The sequence below is a fragment of the Actinoplanes sp. G11-F43 genome (assembly GCF_050589265.1).
Taxonomy (GTDB): Bacteria; Actinomycetota; Actinomycetes; order Mycobacteriales; family Micromonosporaceae; genus Actinoplanes.
Window position 1 is genome coordinate 134508 of sequence record NZ_JBNZCE010000009.1, and the last position, 19125, is coordinate 153632.

Annotated in this window: 11 protein-coding genes; 4 read left to right on the forward strand and 7 right to left on the reverse strand. The window is 70.9% G+C overall.

Features of this window, described 5'->3' with window-relative positions; all coding sequences use genetic code 11:
* Window positions 1-151: 151 nt before the first annotated feature.
* Window positions 152-928 (reverse strand): NPP1 family protein, encoded by a 777-nt coding sequence (locus tag ACQ0O7_RS10705; protein ID WP_430781766.1) that lies wholly within the window; start codon window positions 926-928, stop codon window positions 152-154.
* Between the two features lie 46 nt (window positions 929-974).
* Window positions 975-1790, reverse strand: coding sequence for an SDR family oxidoreductase (locus tag ACQ0O7_RS10710; RefSeq protein WP_430781767.1), 816 nt, complete (start codon window positions 1788-1790; stop codon window positions 975-977).
* A gap of 91 nt (window positions 1791-1881) precedes the next feature.
* Here ACQ0O7_RS10710 and ACQ0O7_RS10715 point away from each other — a divergent pair, with 91 nt between their 5' ends.
* Complete coding sequence (locus ACQ0O7_RS10715) at window positions 1882-2457, forward strand: TetR/AcrR family transcriptional regulator (protein ID WP_430781769.1); 576 nt, start codon at window positions 1882-1884, stop codon at window positions 2455-2457.
* Here ACQ0O7_RS10715 and ACQ0O7_RS10720 read toward each other — a convergent pair.
* Complete coding sequence (locus tag ACQ0O7_RS10720) at window positions 2454-3608, reverse strand: macrolide family glycosyltransferase (RefSeq protein ID WP_430781770.1); 1155 nt, start codon at window positions 3606-3608, stop codon at window positions 2454-2456. The two genes, ACQ0O7_RS10715 and ACQ0O7_RS10720, sit on opposite strands and share 4 nt — an antisense overlap.
* Before the next feature lie 54 nt (window positions 3609-3662).
* On the opposite strand from ACQ0O7_RS10720, the gene ACQ0O7_RS10725 reads away from it, so the two are divergent.
* Window positions 3663-5246 carry a BCCT family transporter gene (locus ACQ0O7_RS10725; protein ID WP_430781771.1) on the forward strand — a complete coding sequence of 528 codons (1584 nt, stop codon included), beginning with the start codon at window positions 3663-3665 and terminating at the stop codon, window positions 5244-5246.
* Here ACQ0O7_RS10725 and ACQ0O7_RS10730 read toward each other — a convergent pair.
* Together ACQ0O7_RS10730 and ACQ0O7_RS10735 are read right to left on the reverse strand one after the other, a co-directional pair.
* On the reverse strand, window positions 5230-6399 hold the full coding sequence (locus tag ACQ0O7_RS10730) for a PP2C family protein-serine/threonine phosphatase (RefSeq protein WP_430781772.1): 1170 nt from the start codon (window positions 6397-6399) through the stop codon (window positions 5230-5232). The two genes, ACQ0O7_RS10725 and ACQ0O7_RS10730, sit on opposite strands and share 17 nt — an antisense overlap.
* A gap of 39 nt (window positions 6400-6438) precedes the next feature.
* Window positions 6439-7485 carry a PQQ-dependent sugar dehydrogenase gene (locus ACQ0O7_RS10735; RefSeq protein WP_430781773.1) on the reverse strand — a complete coding sequence of 349 codons (1047 nt, stop codon included), beginning with the start codon at window positions 7483-7485 and terminating at the stop codon, window positions 6439-6441.
* 226 nt (window positions 7486-7711) lie between these two features.
* Between ACQ0O7_RS10735 and ACQ0O7_RS10740 the strand changes: the two genes are divergently transcribed.
* Window positions 7712-8761, forward strand: coding sequence for a hypothetical protein (locus tag ACQ0O7_RS10740; RefSeq protein WP_430781775.1), 1050 nt, complete (start codon window positions 7712-7714; stop codon window positions 8759-8761).
* Between the two features lie 51 nt (window positions 8762-8812).
* Here the strand turns inward: ACQ0O7_RS10740 and ACQ0O7_RS10745 are convergent, their stop codons facing one another.
* Window positions 8813-8935, reverse strand: a complete 123-nt coding sequence (locus ACQ0O7_RS10745; protein ID WP_430781776.1) for a hypothetical protein — start codon at window positions 8933-8935, stop codon at window positions 8813-8815.
* A 122-nt stretch (window positions 8936-9057) separates the two neighbouring features.
* On the reverse strand, window positions 9058-10047 hold the full coding sequence (locus ACQ0O7_RS10750; RefSeq protein WP_430781777.1) for a phosphotransferase family protein: 990 nt from the start codon (window positions 10045-10047) through the stop codon (window positions 9058-9060).
* A gap of 425 nt (window positions 10048-10472) precedes the next feature.
* Here ACQ0O7_RS10750 and ACQ0O7_RS10755 point away from each other — a divergent pair, with 425 nt between their 5' ends.
* A complete protein-coding gene (locus tag ACQ0O7_RS10755) occupies window positions 10473-18626 on the forward strand; it encodes a beta-ketoacyl synthase N-terminal-like domain-containing protein (RefSeq protein WP_430781778.1) in 8154 nt (2717 codons plus the stop codon).
* Window positions 18627-19125: the final 499 nt, after the last annotated feature.

Here is a 19125-nt window from a genome sequence, read left to right on the forward strand (position 1 = left end):
GCGCCGCAAGGTTCCAGGTGGGGCGGTGAGTGTCGCATTCGCCCGGTGGGCGCCGGGCGGTCCGGTGGGTCGCCTGGCTCGCGGGGACGTGGCGGGGCGGTCCGATTTCTGTGGGCCTGAGAAGGCGTACCGGAGCGGGGTTTGAATTGTTTTATCCGTAAGGCTGGAATGGGATCGCCGTGGGTTTGGCGGCGTTCAGCAGATACTCGAACGACCCGTCTTTGATTTTGATGGTGGCCGAGCCGAAATCGGCCGCCATCAGACGGTCGCGCAATGCGGTGGTGGGGTAGCCGTTCCAGTCGACGAGCGGGGGACGACGCCAGTTGTGGTAGTGGTTCTCCGGCGGCTCGTCATTGCTGTTGGCCAGCCGGAAGAAATGCGTGGACGCGCCGTCCTTGTGATAGACCACCTTCGGATGACTGCCGTCGAAACGGACCTGCGAGCGGGTGTACGTCCGCTGCGAGCCGTGCTGGGTGGTGCTGACGTATTCCACCTGGTTGGACGACTGGTTCACCCAGGAGACCACGTGCTCCCAGTCGTGCCGGTGGCCGCCCAGCCCACTTCCGGCCACCGCCTGATCCTTCTCGAAATAGCTGGCGTAGACGATGGCGCACCAGCCGTTGTTGCATTTCGAGCGGGCGTAGGTCTGGGAGTTGTCCAGATCCGACTGGTCCCGGCAGTTGCCGTTGACCGCGCCGGTCGTCTTCAGGCCGCCGTTGAGTGTGCCGTCCGGCCCGATCGCGGGGGTGGCGTAACAGCCGTCGGTGTCGTAGTCGTAGGCGGGGGAGAACGACTGCTCGTACCCGCCGGCGTTCTGCGGCAGGTGGGGCGGGGGAGCGGCGAGGGCCGGGGCGGCCGACGCGACGAGAAGCAGCGCGGCGAATCCGGAGACGGTTCCGGCTCGAGCGAGGCGGCGATGACGAGGCATAAGCGATCTTCAACGCCGCCATCGACTCAAGTCAATAGCCGGATGCTCATCCCTGCGCGGCGTGCGCGACGTGCTCCCAGCCCGCCCAGGTCTGCAGGCGCTGCGCGTAGATGTGCTTGACCAGCTCGGTGGGCTGCGAGCCGAACAGCACTCGCAGCGGTGGGTTCTCCGCGTCCACGATCGTCAGCAGCGCGGACCCGGCGGCGATCGGGTCACCGTAGGAGGCGTCGCCGCGGCGGGCCGCCATCGCGTCACGGATCGGCTGGTAGGCGGACAGCGGCTCGGCGTGCACGGCCGACGAGCCGCCCCAGTCGGTGGCGAACCCGCCCGGCTCGACCAGGGTGACCTTGATGCCGAGCCCGGCGACCTCCTGGGCCAGCGACTCGGTCAATCCTTCGAGAGCCCACTTGGAGGCGTGGTAGCCGCCGAGCGATGGGAACGCGCCGATGCCACCGATCGTGGAGATCTGCACGATGTGGCCGCTGCCCTGGGCGCGCAGGATCGGCAGCACGGCCTTGGTCACGGCGAAGGCGCCGAACAGGTTGGTCTCCAGCTGGTCGCGCAGCTGCCGCTCGGTGATCTCCTCGACCATGCCGAACAGGCCGTATCCGGCGTTGTTGACCACCACGTCGAGCCGCCCGAACCGGTCGTGTGCCGCGGTGACCGCGGCGGTGACGGCCTCGGTGTCGGTGACGTCCAGGGTCAGTGGCAGGAGTGCGTCGCCGTACTTCGCACTCAGGTCGGCGAGGCTGCCGATGTCGCGGGCGGTGGCGGCGACGCGGTCACCACGGCCGAGGGCGGCCTCGGCGAACTGGCGGCCGAGCCCGCGGGACGTTCCGGTGATGAACCAGACCTTGCTCATGAGGGGTGTCCTTTCGGGTGGGAGCCCCACGGTACACGAAACTTGGACTGCGTCTAATTATGGATGCGGTATAAGTTACTAGGATCGCGATGTGAACCTGCGCGAACGTAAGAAGCTGGCGACCTGGAGAGCCATCCGGTCGGCGGCCTTACGGCTGTTCGAGGAGCGCGGGTACGACGCGGTCAGCGTCGAGCAGATCGCGGCCGCCGCCGACGTGTCCCGGGCGACGTTCTTCAACTACTTCGCCGGCAAGGAGGCCGTCGTCTTCGACCAGGATCCGGAGGAGCGGGCGAACCTGCGGGCCCTGATGGCGGAACGGCCCGGCGACGAGCCGCTGTGGACCTCACTGACCGCGATCATGATCGGGTTCAACGAGCGGCTGGCCGACCGGATGCCGCTGCAACGCCGGCTCAAGGCCCGGTCGCCGGGGCTGGCCCAGTCGACGCAGGAGTTCGGCGAACAGTTCCGGGCCGACCTTCAGGACTGGGTGACCGCCCGCAGCGGCGGCGCCCCGGACATGACGGCGATCCTGCTGATGAACCTCGCGTTCGCCGCGATGGGCTCGGCCTACCAGGCGTGGCAGGCCGACGAGCCGTTCGGCAGATACCGCGAGCTGGTCGCCGAATGCCTGGCCCGCACCGGCGCCGGTGTCGGTCGGGAGCCTTAGCCGAGGTGGCGCTCCACCTCGTCGGCTGCGGCGGGCACCCCGCCGGCTGCCGAGATCTCGGTGCGCATCCAGGTCAGCCGGTCGCGGACCGCCTCGTCGGTGGAGACCGACTCGACCGCTGACCACAGGGTGGCCGCTGTCACCTCGGACGGGGCCAGGGTCACGCCCAGGCCCAGTTCGGCGATGCGGTCGGCGTTGGCTCGTTGCTCGGCCATCTGGGGGACCGCCACCAAGGGGACGCCGAAGGACAGCGCCTCCATCGTGCTGCCCATGCCCGCGTGCGTGACGAACGCCCGCGCCTGCCGCAGCACCGGCACCTGCGGGACCTGGCGGTGCACCTCGACGTTGGCCGGGATCTCGCCCAGGATCGCCGGATCCACGTCACCGACGGCCAGCACCACCTGCCAGGGGCGGCCGGCGGAGGAGGCCACCACCGTACGGTAGAAGTCGGGTCGGTCGTTGTAGGCGGTGCCCAGCGACACCAGCAGCACCGGCAGGTCGCCGGCCGGCTGCCGAACGCCCTGGTCCGGAAACAGCGGGCCGACGAAGGTGTACCGGTCGGTGAAGGTCTCCCCGGCGTACTGGAAAGCCCGCGGCAGCGTCACCAGCCGGGCGGCGGCGCGATCGCCCCGCATGAAGGCCCGCATGTCGCCGGCGCCCTGTCGGCGCAGGAAGCCGCCCAGCCGGGCGGCCAGCAGCAGGAACGCGGGGCTGAGCAGGTTGACCGTGGTGTATTCGTCGGACATCGACCAGTGCTCGTTGCTGACCAGATTCGGCCACGTCTCCACCGACGGCACCTGCCAGCGGGAGGCCAGGATCCGGCCCCACCAGCCCATCGTCCCGTCGTGCACGACCAGGTCGGGGCGGGGCGTGCCGTCCAGTTGCCGCAGCATCGCCTTCGTCTCGGTGAACGCCATGCGCATCGCCCGGACGAACTCGCGGCCGTGCATCTGCGGCACCCCGGCGGCGCCGTTCTCCCAGGTGGAGACGACCGGGACGACCTCGGCTCCGGTGGCGGCGACGCGGTCGGCGTACACCGTGGTGGTGGCGTAGGTGACGTGATGCCCGCGGCGGACCAACTCGGCGGCCAGGCCGAGGGTGGGGTTGACGTGCCCCGCGGCAGCCGGGGCGTAGAACGCGATGGATGCCATGGCAAAGCATTCAACCGTCTGCGGGGGACACCGCGGAAGCGGCACGATGGCATCGTGGCGAAAGGTGATGAACCCGCCGATCGGGCTGTTGTCGGCATCGGGACCGTCGGTGTGCTGGCGATCGTGGTGTGGGCGGTGTCGGCGCCGGAGTCGGCGGCGCGGGCCGGGGACGCCGGGCTGTCCTGGACGATCAGCACCTTCGGCTGGTTCTTCGTGCTGGCCGCGGACGCGTTCCTGGTGCTGGCGGTGGTGATCGCGGCCGGGCGGTTCGGGCGGATCCGGCTGGGCGCCTCGGACGACGACGATCCGGAGTTCAGCACGCTCGCCTGGGTGGCGATGATGTTCAGCGCGGGGATGGGCATCGGCCTGGTGTTCTACGCGGTGGCCGAGCCGATCCAGCACTACGCGGGCCCGCCGCCGGCGTCCGGGGCGATCGCGCAGACCGGGCCGGCGGCGTCGGTGGCCATGCAGTACACGCTGTTCCACTGGACGCTGCACCCGTGGGCGATCTACGCGATCGCGGGGCTGGCGCTGGCGTACTCGACGTTTCGCAAGGGGCGCGGCAACCGGCTGTCGGCGGCCTTCGAGCCGCTGCTGGGCGCCCGGGCGGACGGCTGGATCGGGCGGCTGGTCGACCTGATGGCGGTGTTCGCCACCGTGTTCGGTTCGGCGACCAGTCTCGGGCTGGGCGCTCTGCAGGTGGCGGCCGGGCTGGGCATCGTCGCGGGGGTGCCGGACACCCGGACCGTCGAAATGATCATCATTGCGTCGCTGACCGGGGCGTTCGTGGCGTCGGCGTTCTCCGGGCTGGACCGGGGCGTGAAGTGGCTGTCCACGATCAATGTCGGACTGGCCGTGATGCTGATGGTGTTCGTCTTCCTGGTCGGGCCGACCGTCTACACCCTGGAGGTGCTGCCCGCAGCCGTCGGTGACTACCTGAACAACCTTCTGGTCATGTCGACGCGGACCGGCGCGTTCTCCGATCCCGGCTGGATGGGTTCGTGGACGCTGTTCTACTGGGCGTGGTGGATCTCCTGGGCGCCGTTCGTCGGCACGTTCATCGCCCGGATCTCCCGCGGCCGGACGGTCCGCCAGTTCATCGTCGGCGTGCTGCTGGTGCCCAGCGGCGCCAGCGCGGTCTGGTTCTCGATCATGGGCGGTAGCGCGTTGCGGGCCCAGATGTCCGGCTCGGCGGATCTGGTCGGCCGGGTCGAGGACGGCGCCGAGTACGCGCTGTTCGGTTTCCTGGAGTCGCTGCCGCTGTCCGGGGTGACCACCGCGCTGACCGTGCTGCTGGTCGGCCTGTACTTCGTCACCAGCGCCGACTCCGCCTCGCTGGTGCTGGCCTCGCTGTCGTCCCGGGGCGCGCTGCGCCCGCACCGGCTGCTGGTGGTGATGTGGGGTGTGCTGATCGGCGCCACCGGGGCGGCGCTGCTGCTGGCCGGCGGGCTGCAGGCGCTGCAGCAGGCCACCATCGTGGTGGCGCTGCCGTTCGTGGTGGTGATGCTGGCCCTGGCGGTGGCCCTGATGCGGGAGATGGCCGCCGATCCGGCCGCCGGGACCCGGCCCCGGCACACCCGCCCGCACGGTCTGGGCGACGCGGTCCGGACCGTCAACCCGGTCAAACAGAAGGATTGACGGTACGCCACCTCAGCATCGCCGCCGTGGCGTCGTCGCGCAGATCCCCGTTCTCGTACGACACGATGGTGTTGACCAGCCGCCGCATCACCTCCGGCGCGGGAATGCCCTGGGCCAGGGTGTCGCGCAGGAAGGCGGCCAGCCGGTCCGGCCCGAACAGCTCCCCGGCGGCGTCCCGCGCCTCGGTGATCCCGTCGGTGTAGAGGACCAGGGTGTCACCCGGTTCGAGGGCGATCTCGTCGACCCGCGGCGGCCGGTCGATCATGTGCCCGAGCCCGAGCGGCAGCGTGCCCGGAGTGGGCAGCGGAGGCAGCACCCGCCCGTCGCGCAGCAGGATCTCGGCCGGGTGCCCGGCACTGATCCGCCGGTAGAGGCCGGTGCCCATGTCCAGTTCGGCCAGCAGCGCGGTGACGAACGCCCGCGGGTACTGCGCGCGCACCCACTTGTCGATCGACCGGCAGGTGTCCAGCAGGCTCAGCCCCGAGCGGCGGGCGTTGCGGTACGCGTTGAGCGTCAGGGTGGCCAGCGCGCTCGCCGCGATCCCGTGCCCGACGGTGTCGAACAGCGCCAGGTGCAGCACGTCGGCGTTGGCGGCGTAGTCGAAGGCGTCGCCGCCGACGTCGTAGCAGGGTTCGAGGACGGCCGCGACGGTGGTGCCGTCGAGGGCGTAGGTGAGCGGCGGCAACTGATTCCAGATGATCTCGGCGGCCAGTTGCATGGGCAGCCGCCGCCGGGTGTGCTCGACCGCGTCACCGTAGAACCGCCGGCCGGCGATCAGCTCGGCGACCAGCGCCGCGATGATCTCCAGATCCCGCAGCACCGGCTCGCCCGGGGAGTCGATCATCCGCAGTTGCAGGACCCCGAACCGTTCGGCGCCGTGCATCAGCGGCAGATGCAGGAACTCGCCGTGCCACTGGTGGACCGAGGTGGTGAAGGCCCGGCCGGCGGCTGTCGCGTCCACCGCCAGCCCTTCGGAGTTCTGGTGTGCCGTGCGCAGCGGGTGCAGTGCCACCTGCCCGTAGTCGGCGAGCAGCACGGTGGCGCTGTGCGCGCCCAGCAGCGGCGCGGCGGCGGCCAGAACCGAGGGCAGATCCTCGGCCCGGCCGCTGTGCCGTAGGTCCATCAGCCGCCGTACGGCCTCCATCGATTCCATCGAGACCATCATCCGGCCCGGAGGCCGAAAGCGCGATGCTCAGACGAGTGGCGGGAACCTCAAGATTCGGTCGTCGGCGCCGGCCGGGGTGCCGCGGCCGTCGCGGTTGCTGGTGGTCACCCAGAGGGCGCCGTCCGGGGCGCGTTCGACGGTGCGCAGCCGGCCGTACTGGTTCTGCAGGCGGGCGATCGGGGTGCCCGCGCCGCCGGCGCCGGTCAGCGGCACCTGCCACAGGCGCTGGCCGCGCAGGGCGGCGACGTACAGGTTGCGGCCGTCGATCGCGGCGCCGCTGGGGGAGGCCTGGGCGGTGCTCCACACCGTGATCGGGTTCCGGAACCGGGTGTCGCTGCCGTTGCCCTCGACGGTCGGCCAGCCGTAGTTGCCGCCGGCCACGATCAGGTTGACCTCGTCCCAGGTGTTCTGGCCGAACTCGGCGGCGTACAACCGGCCCTGGTCGTCCCAGGCCAGGCCCTGCGGGTTGCGGTGGCCGAGGCTGTAGACCAGGGAACCGGCGAACGGGTTGCCGGACGCGGGCACGCCACCGTCCGGGCGCATCCGCAGGATCTTGCCGTTGCGGCTCTGCGGGTTCTGGGCGTTCGCGGTCACGCCCGCGTCGCCGACGGTGGCGTAGAGCATGCCGTCCGGCCCGAACTTGATCCGGCCGCCGTCGTGGGTGCTGGCCCGGGCCAGGCCGCTGAGGATCACCTGCCGGCTGTTCGGGGTGTCCAGCCGGAACCGGGCGATCCGGTTGTCGGAGGCGGTGGTGAAGTAGACGTACACCAGATTGTCCTGGGTGAACGTGGGGGAGACGGCCAGTCCGAGCAGGCCGGCCTCGCCGGTGGCCGAGACGCCGGGGATGGTGGTGACGGTGGTGGTCGTGCCGCCCGGGGTGATCCGCAGCACGCGGGCGCTGTTGCGTTCGGTCACCAGGGCGCTGCCGTCGGGCAGGAAGCCGAGGCCCCACGGGACGGTCAGGCCGGTGGCCAGCACCCGGGGATTCGCCAGGTCGGGCTCCTGGGCGAGGGCGGGCGGGCCGGACACCAGTAGCGTGGCGCTCAGACCCAGGGCGATGATCGTGCGGCGCATGCGCACCTCCAAAAATAGACAAACCTCAATGTACTACCGAAGGTGGGTGCCCGCCGCCGGAACCGATCAGCTGTCCCCGCGCGCGTCGGCCGTCACCGATGGTGGAGTGCTGAGCAGACGTTCCGTCGTGCCCGCCCGGCCGGGTAATGACAGTTCTGTGACGGATGGTGGTCTATGAGCTGGGGATACGTACACTCTCCCGGGTTGGAACCGGGGAAGGAACACCATGTACGACCAGTACCAGCCGCCCGCCGACCCGAACGCCGGGGCTATCGCGCTCACCGCGCGTTACCACTGGATGACCTTCATCCTCGGGCTGTTCCGGCCCAAGGTGGCGATCAACGGGCACCCGTCCGACCTGACCTGGGGGCGCACCGTCATCCCCCTGCCGGCCGGGCAGTACCACGTCGGCGTCCATGTGCCGTACCTGCTGCCGCCCCGGATCGGGGTGGCCGAGACGGTCGTGCCGGTGTACCCGGGTCAGGTCGTCGAGGTGGAGTACCGGGCGCCGGTGATGGCCTGGATCGGCGGGTCGATCGGGCCGCCGCCGCAGCGGTACCGGGGGATGAGCGCCGGAATCGCCCTGATGATCATTCCCCTGGTGGCTCTGCTGTGCGTCTGCGGGTTGTTCGGTGCGCTCGCCCTGACCGATCGGGACACCGAGGCGCTGCCGTCGCGGCCCACATATACCGCACCGGCTCGGCCCACCTACTCCGCGCCGCCGCCTCCCACCCGTTCCGCTCCGGCCCCCGACGCCGGTGCGCCCACGCTGCGGTCCACTCCGGCGCGCACCCTGGTCGGGCCGTCGTATGCCGCCGGGGACGAGACGTACACGATGGCGATCAGTGGGGTGCCGTTCGCGTTCCGCACCCCGCCGCAGTGGGGCTGCCTCACCGGCAAGATCGACATTCAGGGCGCGAAGGCCTGGGTGTGCATCCACGAGGGTGACCCGTTCGACGCCGGCGCCCCGAAACCCGACCGGGGCAAGCGCCTGCAGTTCATGCTGCGCCCCTGCCCCGGCTCCTGCGCGGCAGCCGTCCGCGCCGACCTGAGCGGAGACTGGTTCGACGCCGGTGCGAAACCGGTCACCATCGGCCGGACGTCGTACGTGGAGACGGCCCGCAACGCCGAGGGCCGCTACACGCTGGACATGAGCCACTTCATCACCGACGCGAGCGGCGCGAACTGGCAGCTGGCGGTGGGCGTCCACAGCCAGCCGGCGAGTAAGGCAGTGGTCCAGAAGATCGTCAACGACATGTTCACCCAGGCCGGCTGAGCCACGGTGACCGGGAACGCCGGCGACCGGTGCGACGACATCTGATCCACCTCACCGGGACGTCGCAACGATGCGCAGCGGCAGCGCGATGGCGGCACAGACGCACTCGCCGAGGGCCGGGCCGGTCCAGACGCCGGTCAGGCCGGTGAGGCTGAGCGCGGCGACCAGCGGCATCTTGCTCAGCAGCGGGCCGCCGGCCGAGAGCAGACACGACGGGACCGGCCGGCCCGGCGACTGGATGTCCCACCGCAGCCGCCCGATCGGCAGGGTGCCGAGCGCCCCGGCGGTCGCCGTCTTCAGCGCCCGGCCCGACCGAACAGGGCCATCACCTCGTGCAGGCGGTCGCGGGCCCAGTCGCACTGCACGGTGTCGGTGTGACCGCGATAGTTCGTCTCAATGATCATGATGAGGATCAGGTAGAGGGTGTAGAGGTTACGGCGGCGTCGCTCGGTCGCGGTCAGCTCGGCCTGCCCGTACCCGCGCAGGAAGGCCGTGGGGTCGCCGAACGCGGGCAGGTCGATCGCGGTGAACCCGGCCTCCATCAGGTGGTCGCCGTAGAAGGCGCGCTCGTGGTCGATGACGCAGACGATCTCCCCGCCGCCGATCATGACGTTGCTGTCCCACAGGTCCCACTCGACGAAGCGGGGCTCGGTCACCTCGTCCAGGCAGTCCTGATGTTCGGTGATCACCGAGCGGACCAGGTCGTAGCCGTACCCGAGGTCGACGGTGCGGCGCTCGCCGTCGGCCAGCACGTCGCCGATCATCCGGGTGAAGGCGGCCCGCCAGGTGGGCTCGCCGGGACCGGCGATCGGACCGAACCACCGGCCGCGAATCGCGTTCAGGTCGCGGGTGGCCGCGCCGAGAGTCTCGTCGTACGCGGCCCGCTCCGCCGTCGACAGGGTGTCCCTGACGATGCCGAAATTGTCGGCGTCGATGTACGGCATGAAGAAGTAGCCGGCGTCGCACAACTCCCGGCTGTGATCGGCGAAGTGCACGTCCGGCACCGGCACCGCGGTGTTCTCCCGGATCAGGCGCAGCGACGCCAGTTCGATGTCCATCGCCCCGTGCTCGTACGTCATCACCTGGACGTGCGGCGGCGGGGCGATCTTCAGGACCACCCGGTCGCCGCCGCGCAGCCGGATCAGGTACGCCACGTTGAACCAGCCGTGCCCGAGCTCGCTGTACCAGCCCGGGTCGTCCGCCGGCACCTGATCAGGGCCGTAGGCGCGTTCGATCATCGCCCGCAGGGTCGCCGGGGACTGCCGGTTCTTGGTGATGCTCTCCATGAGGCGCACGGTAGGAGCGAGAGCGCTCTCTTGCCAAGGTGCACTCCCGTACCACTACCAGTTCGACGTCGAAGCGCTGCCGGAACCCGACCTGATGCGTGCCGTCCGGCGGCAGCCTGGTCGCGCCGGCGTCGTACCCGCCCTCGCGGCGGAACCAGCCGACCGCGTCGGCCGGGGTGAGCCCGAAGTCCCGTACCGCCCGCGGATAGCCGGCCGGCCGGTCGATGGCGCACGAGTCGTCGTCCGGCCCGTGGATCGCCGCGATCCGGTCCAGGGCGCCCGGCGCGCGCCGGGCTGCTTGTTGATCACCCGGGACACCCCCGCGACCCGTGCGACGTCGTGCTGACTCTCACAGGTTGACGGGACGTGTCACCATAACGACCACATTGGACAGTGCGGTCGTTTTCCGGGGGAAGGGCGAACTGTTGCGCCAGGAAGAGATCCGGACGGTTTCGTCACTCCTCAGAAAGAACGTTCGTTCTCGCGGGGACCGGCTGGCGTTCGCCGACGACCACCGCCGCGTCACCTGGGGTGAGCTGGGGGAGCGGACCGCCCGGATCGCCACCGGGCTGGGCGTCGAGCGCGGCGACCGGGTGGCGTTCCTCCTCGGCAACAGTGTCGAGCTGGTGGAGTACGTGCTGGGCACGGTCCGGGCGGCCGCGATCGGGGTGCCGCTGAGCCCGCACTCCACCGACGCCGAGCTGGCCGCGCTGCTCGCCGACTGCGCTCCGGCCGTCCTGGTCACCGACGAGTCACATCTCGCCCAGGCCCGCCGGGTGACCGCCGGCCGGCCGGAGACGCGGCTGATCGCCGCCGGCGCCGAGCCTCCTCCGGACGGTACGCCCCGGGACGACCTGGGACTTGATGAGCCGGCGTTCATGCTCTACACCTCCGGGACCACCGGGGCGGCCAAAGGCGCGGTGTCCACCCAGCGGGCGGCGCTCTGGTCGGCGTTCGCCTGCTACCAGCCGGTCCTGCGGATGACCGCCGACGATCACCTGCTCTGGCCGCTGCCGCTGGCGCACAGTTTCGCCCACTCGTTCTGCGTTCTCGGGGTCACCGTGGCCGGGGCCAGCGCCCGGATCGCCGGGGAGCCCGGCGCCACCCACGTGGCCCGGCTGATCGCCGAGGAGTCACCGACCGTCGTCGCCGGGGTCCCGGCCGTCTACCGGCAACTGCTCGACGGCGGGCCGATCCGGGGCTCCTCGCTGCGGATGTGCCTGACCGCCGGAGCGGTGAGCGATCCGGCGCTGCGGGCGGACGTGGAAGCGCTGTTCGGCGCACCGCTGCTGGACTGCTATGGCACCACCGAGACGTGCGGGATGATCGCCGTCGAGCGCGTCGGTTCGGTGCGGGCCGCGGGATCCAGCGGCCCGCCCGCGCCCGGTGTCGAGGTCCGGCTGGTCGACCCGGTCACCGGTGCGGAGGCCGCGGCCGGCGGTGAGATCTGGGTGCGCGGGCCGAACCTCATGCTCGGCTACCACCAGCGGCCGGAAGTGACCGCTGACGTGCTGGTCGACGGCTGGTACCGGACCGGTGACCTGGGGCGCCTCGACGCCGGCGGGAATCTCAGCGTGGTCGGCCGGGTCAGCGACGTGATCATCCGGGGTGGGCTCAACGTCGACCCGGCCGAAGTGGAACTGGCCCTGATCGCCCTGCCGGAGGTGGCCGACGCGGCGGTGGTGGCCCGGCCCCATCCGCTGCTCGGTGAGGTGCCGGTGGCGTTCGTGGTGACCACCGGCGAACTCGGCGACCCGCACGGCCTGCTGCGGGGACTCGACCGGGTGCTGTCCGCGCACAAGGTCCCCGAGGAGATCATCCAAGTTCCGGTCATTCCGCGTACGCCGTCCGGAAAGCCCCGCCGCCACCTGCTGAGAGAGACCTTCACCGTCGAACCGGGCCCGGTGGTGCCGGCGGACCTGGTCCACGCTGAGATCACCGCGCTCTGTGGGCCGTTCGACGACCCGGGCACCGCGTTCGCCGACCTCGGGATGACCTCGATGGGCGCGATGACGGTGTGGAATCGGCTGAGCCGGGCCACCGGGCTGCGCCTGCCGGCCACCCTGCTGTGGGACCACCCGAGCCCGTCCGCGCTGATCACCTACCTGGAGAACCGGCTGGCCGATGAACCTGTCGGCGGGCGGTCTCTCGTGGCGAGAGCGGCCACCGAACCGATCGCGATCGTCGCCGTCGGCTGCCGCTATCCGGGTGGCGTGCGCACCCCCGACGACCTGTGGCGGCTCGTCGCCGACGGGGTGGACGCCACCGGTGACTTCCCGGCCGACCGGGGCTGGGACCCCGATTTGTACGACCCCGACCCCGACCGGATCGGCAGGAGCAGCACCCGGCGCGGCGGCTTCCTGTACGACGCCGCCGACTTCGACCCGGCATTCTTCGGCATCTCGCCGAAAGAGGCACTGGCCGCCGACCCGCAGCACCGGCTGCTGCTGGAAGTGGCCTGGGAGACCTTCGAACGGGCCGGGATCGCGGCGCCCAGCCTGCGCGACAGCGACACCGGGGTCTTCCTCGGGCTGATGCACGGCGGCTACGGCCCCCGTGGCGACGCCCACGAGTTGGAGTCCCACCTCGGCATCGGCTCGGCCGGCAGCATCGCGCCCGGCCGGATCGCCTATCTGCTGGGGCTTCGCGGGCCGGCCATGACCATCGACACCGCCTGCTCGTCGTCGCTGGTCGCGATGGACCTGGCCGCCAAGGCGCTGCGGGCCGGCGAATGCTCACTGGCCCTGGCCGGTGGCGCGACGGTGATGGCGTCGGCCCAGTCGTTCGTGATGTTCAGCAGACAGCGGGGACTGGCCCCGGACGGGCGGTGCCGGTCGTTCGCGGCAGGCGCCGACGGCACCGCCTGGGGTGAGGGCGCCGGGCTGGTGCTGCTGGAACGCCTCGACGACGCGCTCCGCAACGGGCATCCGGTGCTGGCCGTACTGCGCGGATCGGCGGTCAACTCGGACGGCGCCTCCAACGGGCTGACCGCGCCGAACGGCGGGGCCCAGCGGGAACTGATCGGGCTCGCACTCGCCGACGCGGGACTCGGCCCGGCCGATGTGGACGTGATCGAGGGGCATGGCACCGGCACCCGGATCGGGGACCCGATCGAGGCCAACGCGCTGCTGGACACGTACGGCAAAGGTCGTGATCTGCCGGTGTGGCTCGGCTCGGTGAAATCGAACCTGGGGCACACGCAGGCAGCCGCGGGGATCGCCGGGGTGATCAAGATGATCGAGGCGATGCGGCATGGTGAGATGCCGCGATCGCTGTACGCCGAGGATCCGTCCCCGCGTGTGGACTGGGACGGGGGAGCGCTGCGGCTGCTGGACACGGCGCGGCCCTGGCCGGCCGGGGACCGTCCACGGCGGGCGGCGGTGTCCGCTTTCGGTCTGGGCGGCACGAACGCCCACGTGATCATCGAGGAACCGCCGCCGGCTGATATCGATGGGCTTTCGCCGGCCGGGGTGACCGTTGACGTTCAGCCGGGCGGTTGGGATCACGCGCCGTGGCTCATCGGCGGCGCTGACGAGGCCGGGCTGCGGGCTCATGCCGCCCGTCTGGCTGACCTGCCGCACGGCCGGGACACGGCGTTTTCGCTGGCCACCGGCCGGGCGCCACTCGGGGTGCGGGCGGCGGTGCGGGGTGGAGACCGGGACGGCCTGGCCGCGCTGGCCGCCGGAGTGCCGCATCGGAGCGTGCACCGGGCGCCCACCCGGCGGGACCCTCAGCTGTCCTTCCTGTTCACCGGGCAGGGCGCGCAACGGATCGGGATGGGACGGGAGCTGGCGGCGGCGTTTCCCGACTTCGCCCGGGTGTACGACCGGGTCTGTGCCGCCTTCCGCCCGCACCTGGACCGGCCGCTGCCCGAGGTGATCGGCACCGAACTGCTGCACCGGACCGATCATGCCCAGCCGGCGATGTTCGCGTTCGAGGTGGCGTTGCACGCGCTGTACGAGGCGTGCGGTGTCCGGCCCCGGCGGCTGGCCGGGCATTCGATCGGGGAGCTGGCGGCCGCGTACGTCGCCGGGGTCTTCTCCCTCGACGACGCGGCCCGGCTGGTCGCGGCCCGCGGGCGGTTGATGGCGGCGCTGCCCGGTGGCGGTGCGATGATCGCGGTGCGGGCCGGCGAGGACGAGGTGGTGAAGCTACTCGCCGACAGCGGCGGTCCGATGTCGATCGCCGCGGTCAACGGGCCGGATTCGGTCGTGATCTCCGGTGCCGAGGCGGCGGTGACGGAGCTGGCCGGGCGGCTGGACGGCCGGTACGACCGGTTGCGGGTCAGCCACGCGTTCCACTCGCCGTTGATGGAGCCGATGCTCGACGATTTCCGGGTGGTCGCGGAGTCGGTCGCCTATCACCGGCCGTCGATTCCCCTGGTCGTCTCGGGTGATCCGGGAACCGCCGACTACTGGGTACGCCATGTGCGGGACACGGTTCGGTTCGCTGACACGATGGCCGGGCTGGACGCCAGCGCCTATGTGGAGATCGGGCCGGCCGCCGTGCTGTCGGTTCTCGCCGAACGATGTGTGACCGCGGACGCGTTCGTGCCCGGTGTGGTCGGGCCGGCCGGATTCCTCGACGGGCTCGCCACCCTGCATGTGCACGGGGTGCCGGTGGACTGGGCCCGGGTGTACGCCGGTAGTGGTGCTCGCCGCCGTGACCTGCCGACATATCCGTTCCAGCGGCAGCGATACTGGCTGTCGTCGACCTCCGCCTCGCATTCATCCCCGTCCGCGGGGGAGGAGACCGGCCCGATGATCGGCGGGCCCCGGGCCGATGCCGACGGGCCGCGGATCCGGTACTCCGGAGTGCTGTCCACGAACCGTCAGCCGTGGCTCGCCGACCACGTGATCGGCGACGATCTGATCGTTCCGGCCGCCGCCCTGCTGGAACTCGCCTTCCAGGCCGCGCCCGGCGCCCGGATCACCGAGCTGTCGCTGGACGCTCCGCTTCTCGTCTCAACGTCTCCATCCTCCTCCTTCTCCTCCTCCGACGTGCAGGTCGTGGTGGACGGCGACCGGCTCACCATCTGGGCACGGCCCACCGGCTCGGCGGACCCGTGGACCGGTCACGCCACCGCTGTCCTCGCGACCGCTTCTGGTCATCTTCCGGAGGCGCCTGCGGTCTGGCCGCCGGATGGTGCCGAGCCGGTCGCCGTCGACTACGGGCGGCTCGCTGAGCGGGGATTCCACTACGGTCCGGCGTTCCGCGGGGTCACCGCGGTCTGGCGGGGGAACGGCGAGATGTACGCCGAGATCACCCTGCCGTCCGTCGACACCACCGGCTACCTGGTGCATCCGGCCCTGCTCGACGCGGCCCTGCACGCCTCCCTGCTGGCGGAGCCGCCGGACCGGCTGCGGGTGCCGTTCGTCTTCGGTGGCGTCGAGCGGCACGGCGCCGGGGTCGGCACCGCGCGGGTGGTGCTGACCCCGCTCGGTCCCGACGAGGTCCGGGTCACCGTCACCGACCGTGCCGGGCGACCGATCGTGACCATCGCATCGCTTGTCACCCGGGCGATCGACATCCAGGACGCGGTGACCCGGCGGTCGCTGCACCGGCTGAGCTGGGTTCCGGCACCGGGCGCACCGGGGGAGACCCCGATCAAGATCATTACCATTGCCGGTACGGCCGGAAGTGACGTCCCCAGCCGCGCCCGCCACCTGCTGGGCGAAACGCTCGCCCTGGTGAACGGCTGGCTCGACACCGACCGCCCGGAACGGCTCGTGGTGGTCACCGAGCGGGCCACCGGTCCCGACCCGGATCCGGCCGCCGCCGCGGTGTGGGGGTTGCTGGGCAGCGCGGTGGCCGAACATCCCGGCCGGATCAGTGCCGTCGACCTGTGCGGGGCTCCGGAATCGGCCGCTGCTCTGGAGCAGGCGGCCGCACTCGCCGAACCTCGGCTCGCCGTCCGCAACGGCCTCGTGCTGGCACCGCGCCTGATCCCGTCCGGGGCTGCCGACGCGGTGCCGCCGGTACTCGCGGGCGGGACAGTGCTGGTGACCGGCGGGACCGGTGCCCTCGGCGCGGTGCTGTCCAGGCATTTGAGCAGCGCGTACGGCGTTCGGCGGCTGGTGCTGGTGAACCGTACGGGGCACGTACCGCAATGGGTCGAAGATCTTGATGTTGACGTGACCGTCACGGCCTGTGATGTCGGTGATCGGGCTGCGGTGGAAGCTCTGATCGCCTCCTGCGGTCCGGAATTGATCGCCGTGTTCCACCTGGCCGGGGTCCTCGACGACGGGGTGCTGACCGCGATGACACCCGCCCGGATCGACGCCGTGCTGGCCCCCAAAGCGGACGCCGCCTGGCACCTGCACGAGGCGACCAGGGACCTGGACCTGGCCGCGTTCGTGCTGTACTCGTCGGCGTCCGGAATGCTGGCCCGCCCCGGCCAGGCCAACTACGCCGCCGCGAACGCCTTCGTCGACGCGGTAGCCGCCCACCGCGCCGCGATCGGCCTGCCCGCACAGTCACTGGCGTGGGGCTTGTGGGCGACCGAAAGCGGCGGAATGCCGGATCGAGTGACATCCGGCGCGGCCCGCCGTTACCTGACCGGCGGCGGCATCCACCCGATCAGCGAGTCGCAGGGCATGGCGCTGCTGGCCCGCTCGCTACGGACCGCCGCGACATCCCTCGCCCCGATCGCCTTCGCCGCTCCCACCCCGGAATCCCGCGACGGCGCCCTGTCTCCCGCCTCTTCTTTTGGCGTCTCGCCTTTCGGAGTTCCCGCTCCCGGCCCTGCTTCCCACGGGCCTCGCGACTGGCGGCACACTCTTGCCGCACTGCCGGAAAGCGACCGCCCCGAAGCCCTGGCCCGACTGATCCACGCCGAGATCGCCGAACTGCTCGGATTCCCGGACCCGTCAGCGGCCGACCTCAGCAACGGCCGGCATCTGGCCGATCTCGGATTCGACTCACTGGCCGCCATTCAGCTGAGAGACCGGCTCGGCACGATGGCCGGTGTCCGTCTGAAAGCGACCCTGGTCTTCGACCACCCCACCCTCGAAGAGTTGACCGCCCACGTATACGAATCCCTGCCCGCCCCCGATCCGCTCCCGCCCTCCCCGGGTCCCATCGCATCGCCGCCGGTCTCGCCCTCGCCGGGTACTGCCTCGTCCGGGCGGGCTTTCTCCCCGACCGCGGCTGCGCTTTCCGGGCCGTCGTCGGCTACCGATCGTTTCACCGCCATCTACCACCGGGTGATCCGCGAGCGGGGCCCGGCCGAGGCGATGGCGTTGCGCTACCTGGCCTCTTACGGACTGCCCACCTTCAGCGCCGAGGAACTGCAAGACCACACCCTTGCGCCGGTACGCCTGACCAACGGCACCCCCGACCAGCCACTACTGATCTTCCTGCCCGGCTATCTGGCCCTGCACGATCCGGCCCCGACAGCGCTGGCCAGGGCATTCGACGGTGATTTCGATATGTGCATGCTGGTGCATCCCGGGTTCGGGAACCGGCGCGCAGTCCCCGACAGTGTGCTCACGTTGGCCCGTGCGCACGCTGACACGGTCCGCTCCCTGTCGGCAGAACGAACGTTCTATCTAGTCGGTGACAGCGCTGGCGGCCTGGTAGCCCACGCGGTAGCCACAGCTTTGTTCGCCGACGGCACCCCACCCGCCGGAATCATCCTGATCGACTCCCACCTGGGCGGCCGCGACGACCCGCGCGCGCTGGCACTGGTAGCCGCCGACCGCCGCCGCCCAGCCGAACTGTTCCACGGTGTCTTCGCCGACACCACCATGATCGCCGGTGGAGCCTACGTCCGAATCTTCGAAGACTGGCACCCCGAACCCTTCCCGCCCGCCCAACCCCAGCCGCTCGGAGAGAGCCTGCCTGAACTGGCCGGGAAAAGCCTGCCCGAACCGGTCGAGGCGAGTCTGCCTGAACTGTTCGGGGAGGGCTTGGGCAAACCGGTCGAGGCGAGTCTGCCTGAACTGTTCGGGGAGGGCTTGGGCAAACCGGTCGAGGCGAGTCTGCCTGAACTGTTCGGGGACGGCCTGCCCGAACCGGTCGAGGCGAGTCTGTCCGAACCGGTCGGGGAGGGCCTGTCCGAACCGGTCGAGGTGAGTTTGACCGAACCGGTCGGGGAGGGCCTGCGTGAACCGGTCGAGGAAAGCCGGTTCGAAGCGGTCGAGGGCAGACTGGGCGAGCCGGTCGAGATTCGGCGGGCTGGAGTGCTCGACGATCCTCTGGGCGATCCGATCGAGGGGCTACGGTTCGAACCGGTTGTGGGCCCGCTACCCGAGTTGATCGAGGATCGGCCGTCCGAGTTGATCGAAGACCCATTGACCGCGCCGTCCGAGGACCGGCGAGCTGAACCGGATCGCGTTTCCGCCGCTGCTCAAGAGACGGCCGGGGTGCCGACCCTGCTGCTGCGAGCCGCCCCGACCCGGGAGATGCGCGAGGCGGACCCGGATCGGGACTGGAGTCCGCACTGGCCGTTACCGCACGCAACCGTGGACATTCCCGGCGATCATTGGACGACCACCACTACCGACGCCCCCACGACCGCGAACGCCATCCGCCACTGGCTCTCCACCCTCGCGACGCCAGCCGGCCCGATGGGGTGACGTCGGGACCCGATCAGGGTCCCGCTGATCACGTCTTCTTCTTGGCGGAGGGCCGGGTGTTGCCCAGCGTGAAGGGCCGGCTATCGCGCAGCGTGAAGGGCTGGCTGTCGCGCAAATCTTCGGCCGGTGACTGGACTTCCGCCCCGGTACGGGAGCACTGTGGCCAGTCATGCGCAGGCGCGGACGCCCTGGGCCCGGTGGGGGATCACGGTCCACCGGTCGTGTTCCTGCGCCGGTATTGGCGGTCTGACCAGCGCATACGAACCGCGAAAGTGTGCGCGGGTCGGGCCAGGCCGGGGCGTCGTCAGCGGATGACGGCCGAAGACACTTAATAGCGTCTTGTTCTCGGTTGCCTGATCACTTGCGGTCAATCCCTCGCGGGGGCAACCCGTCCAGCCGAGATCTTGGCGGATTTACCACCGTAAACGGTGGTAAATCTACCAAGGTCGGCCAGGGCGGAGCTGGAAGGTGGACACTCGCGCGAGGAATTGACCGCGAG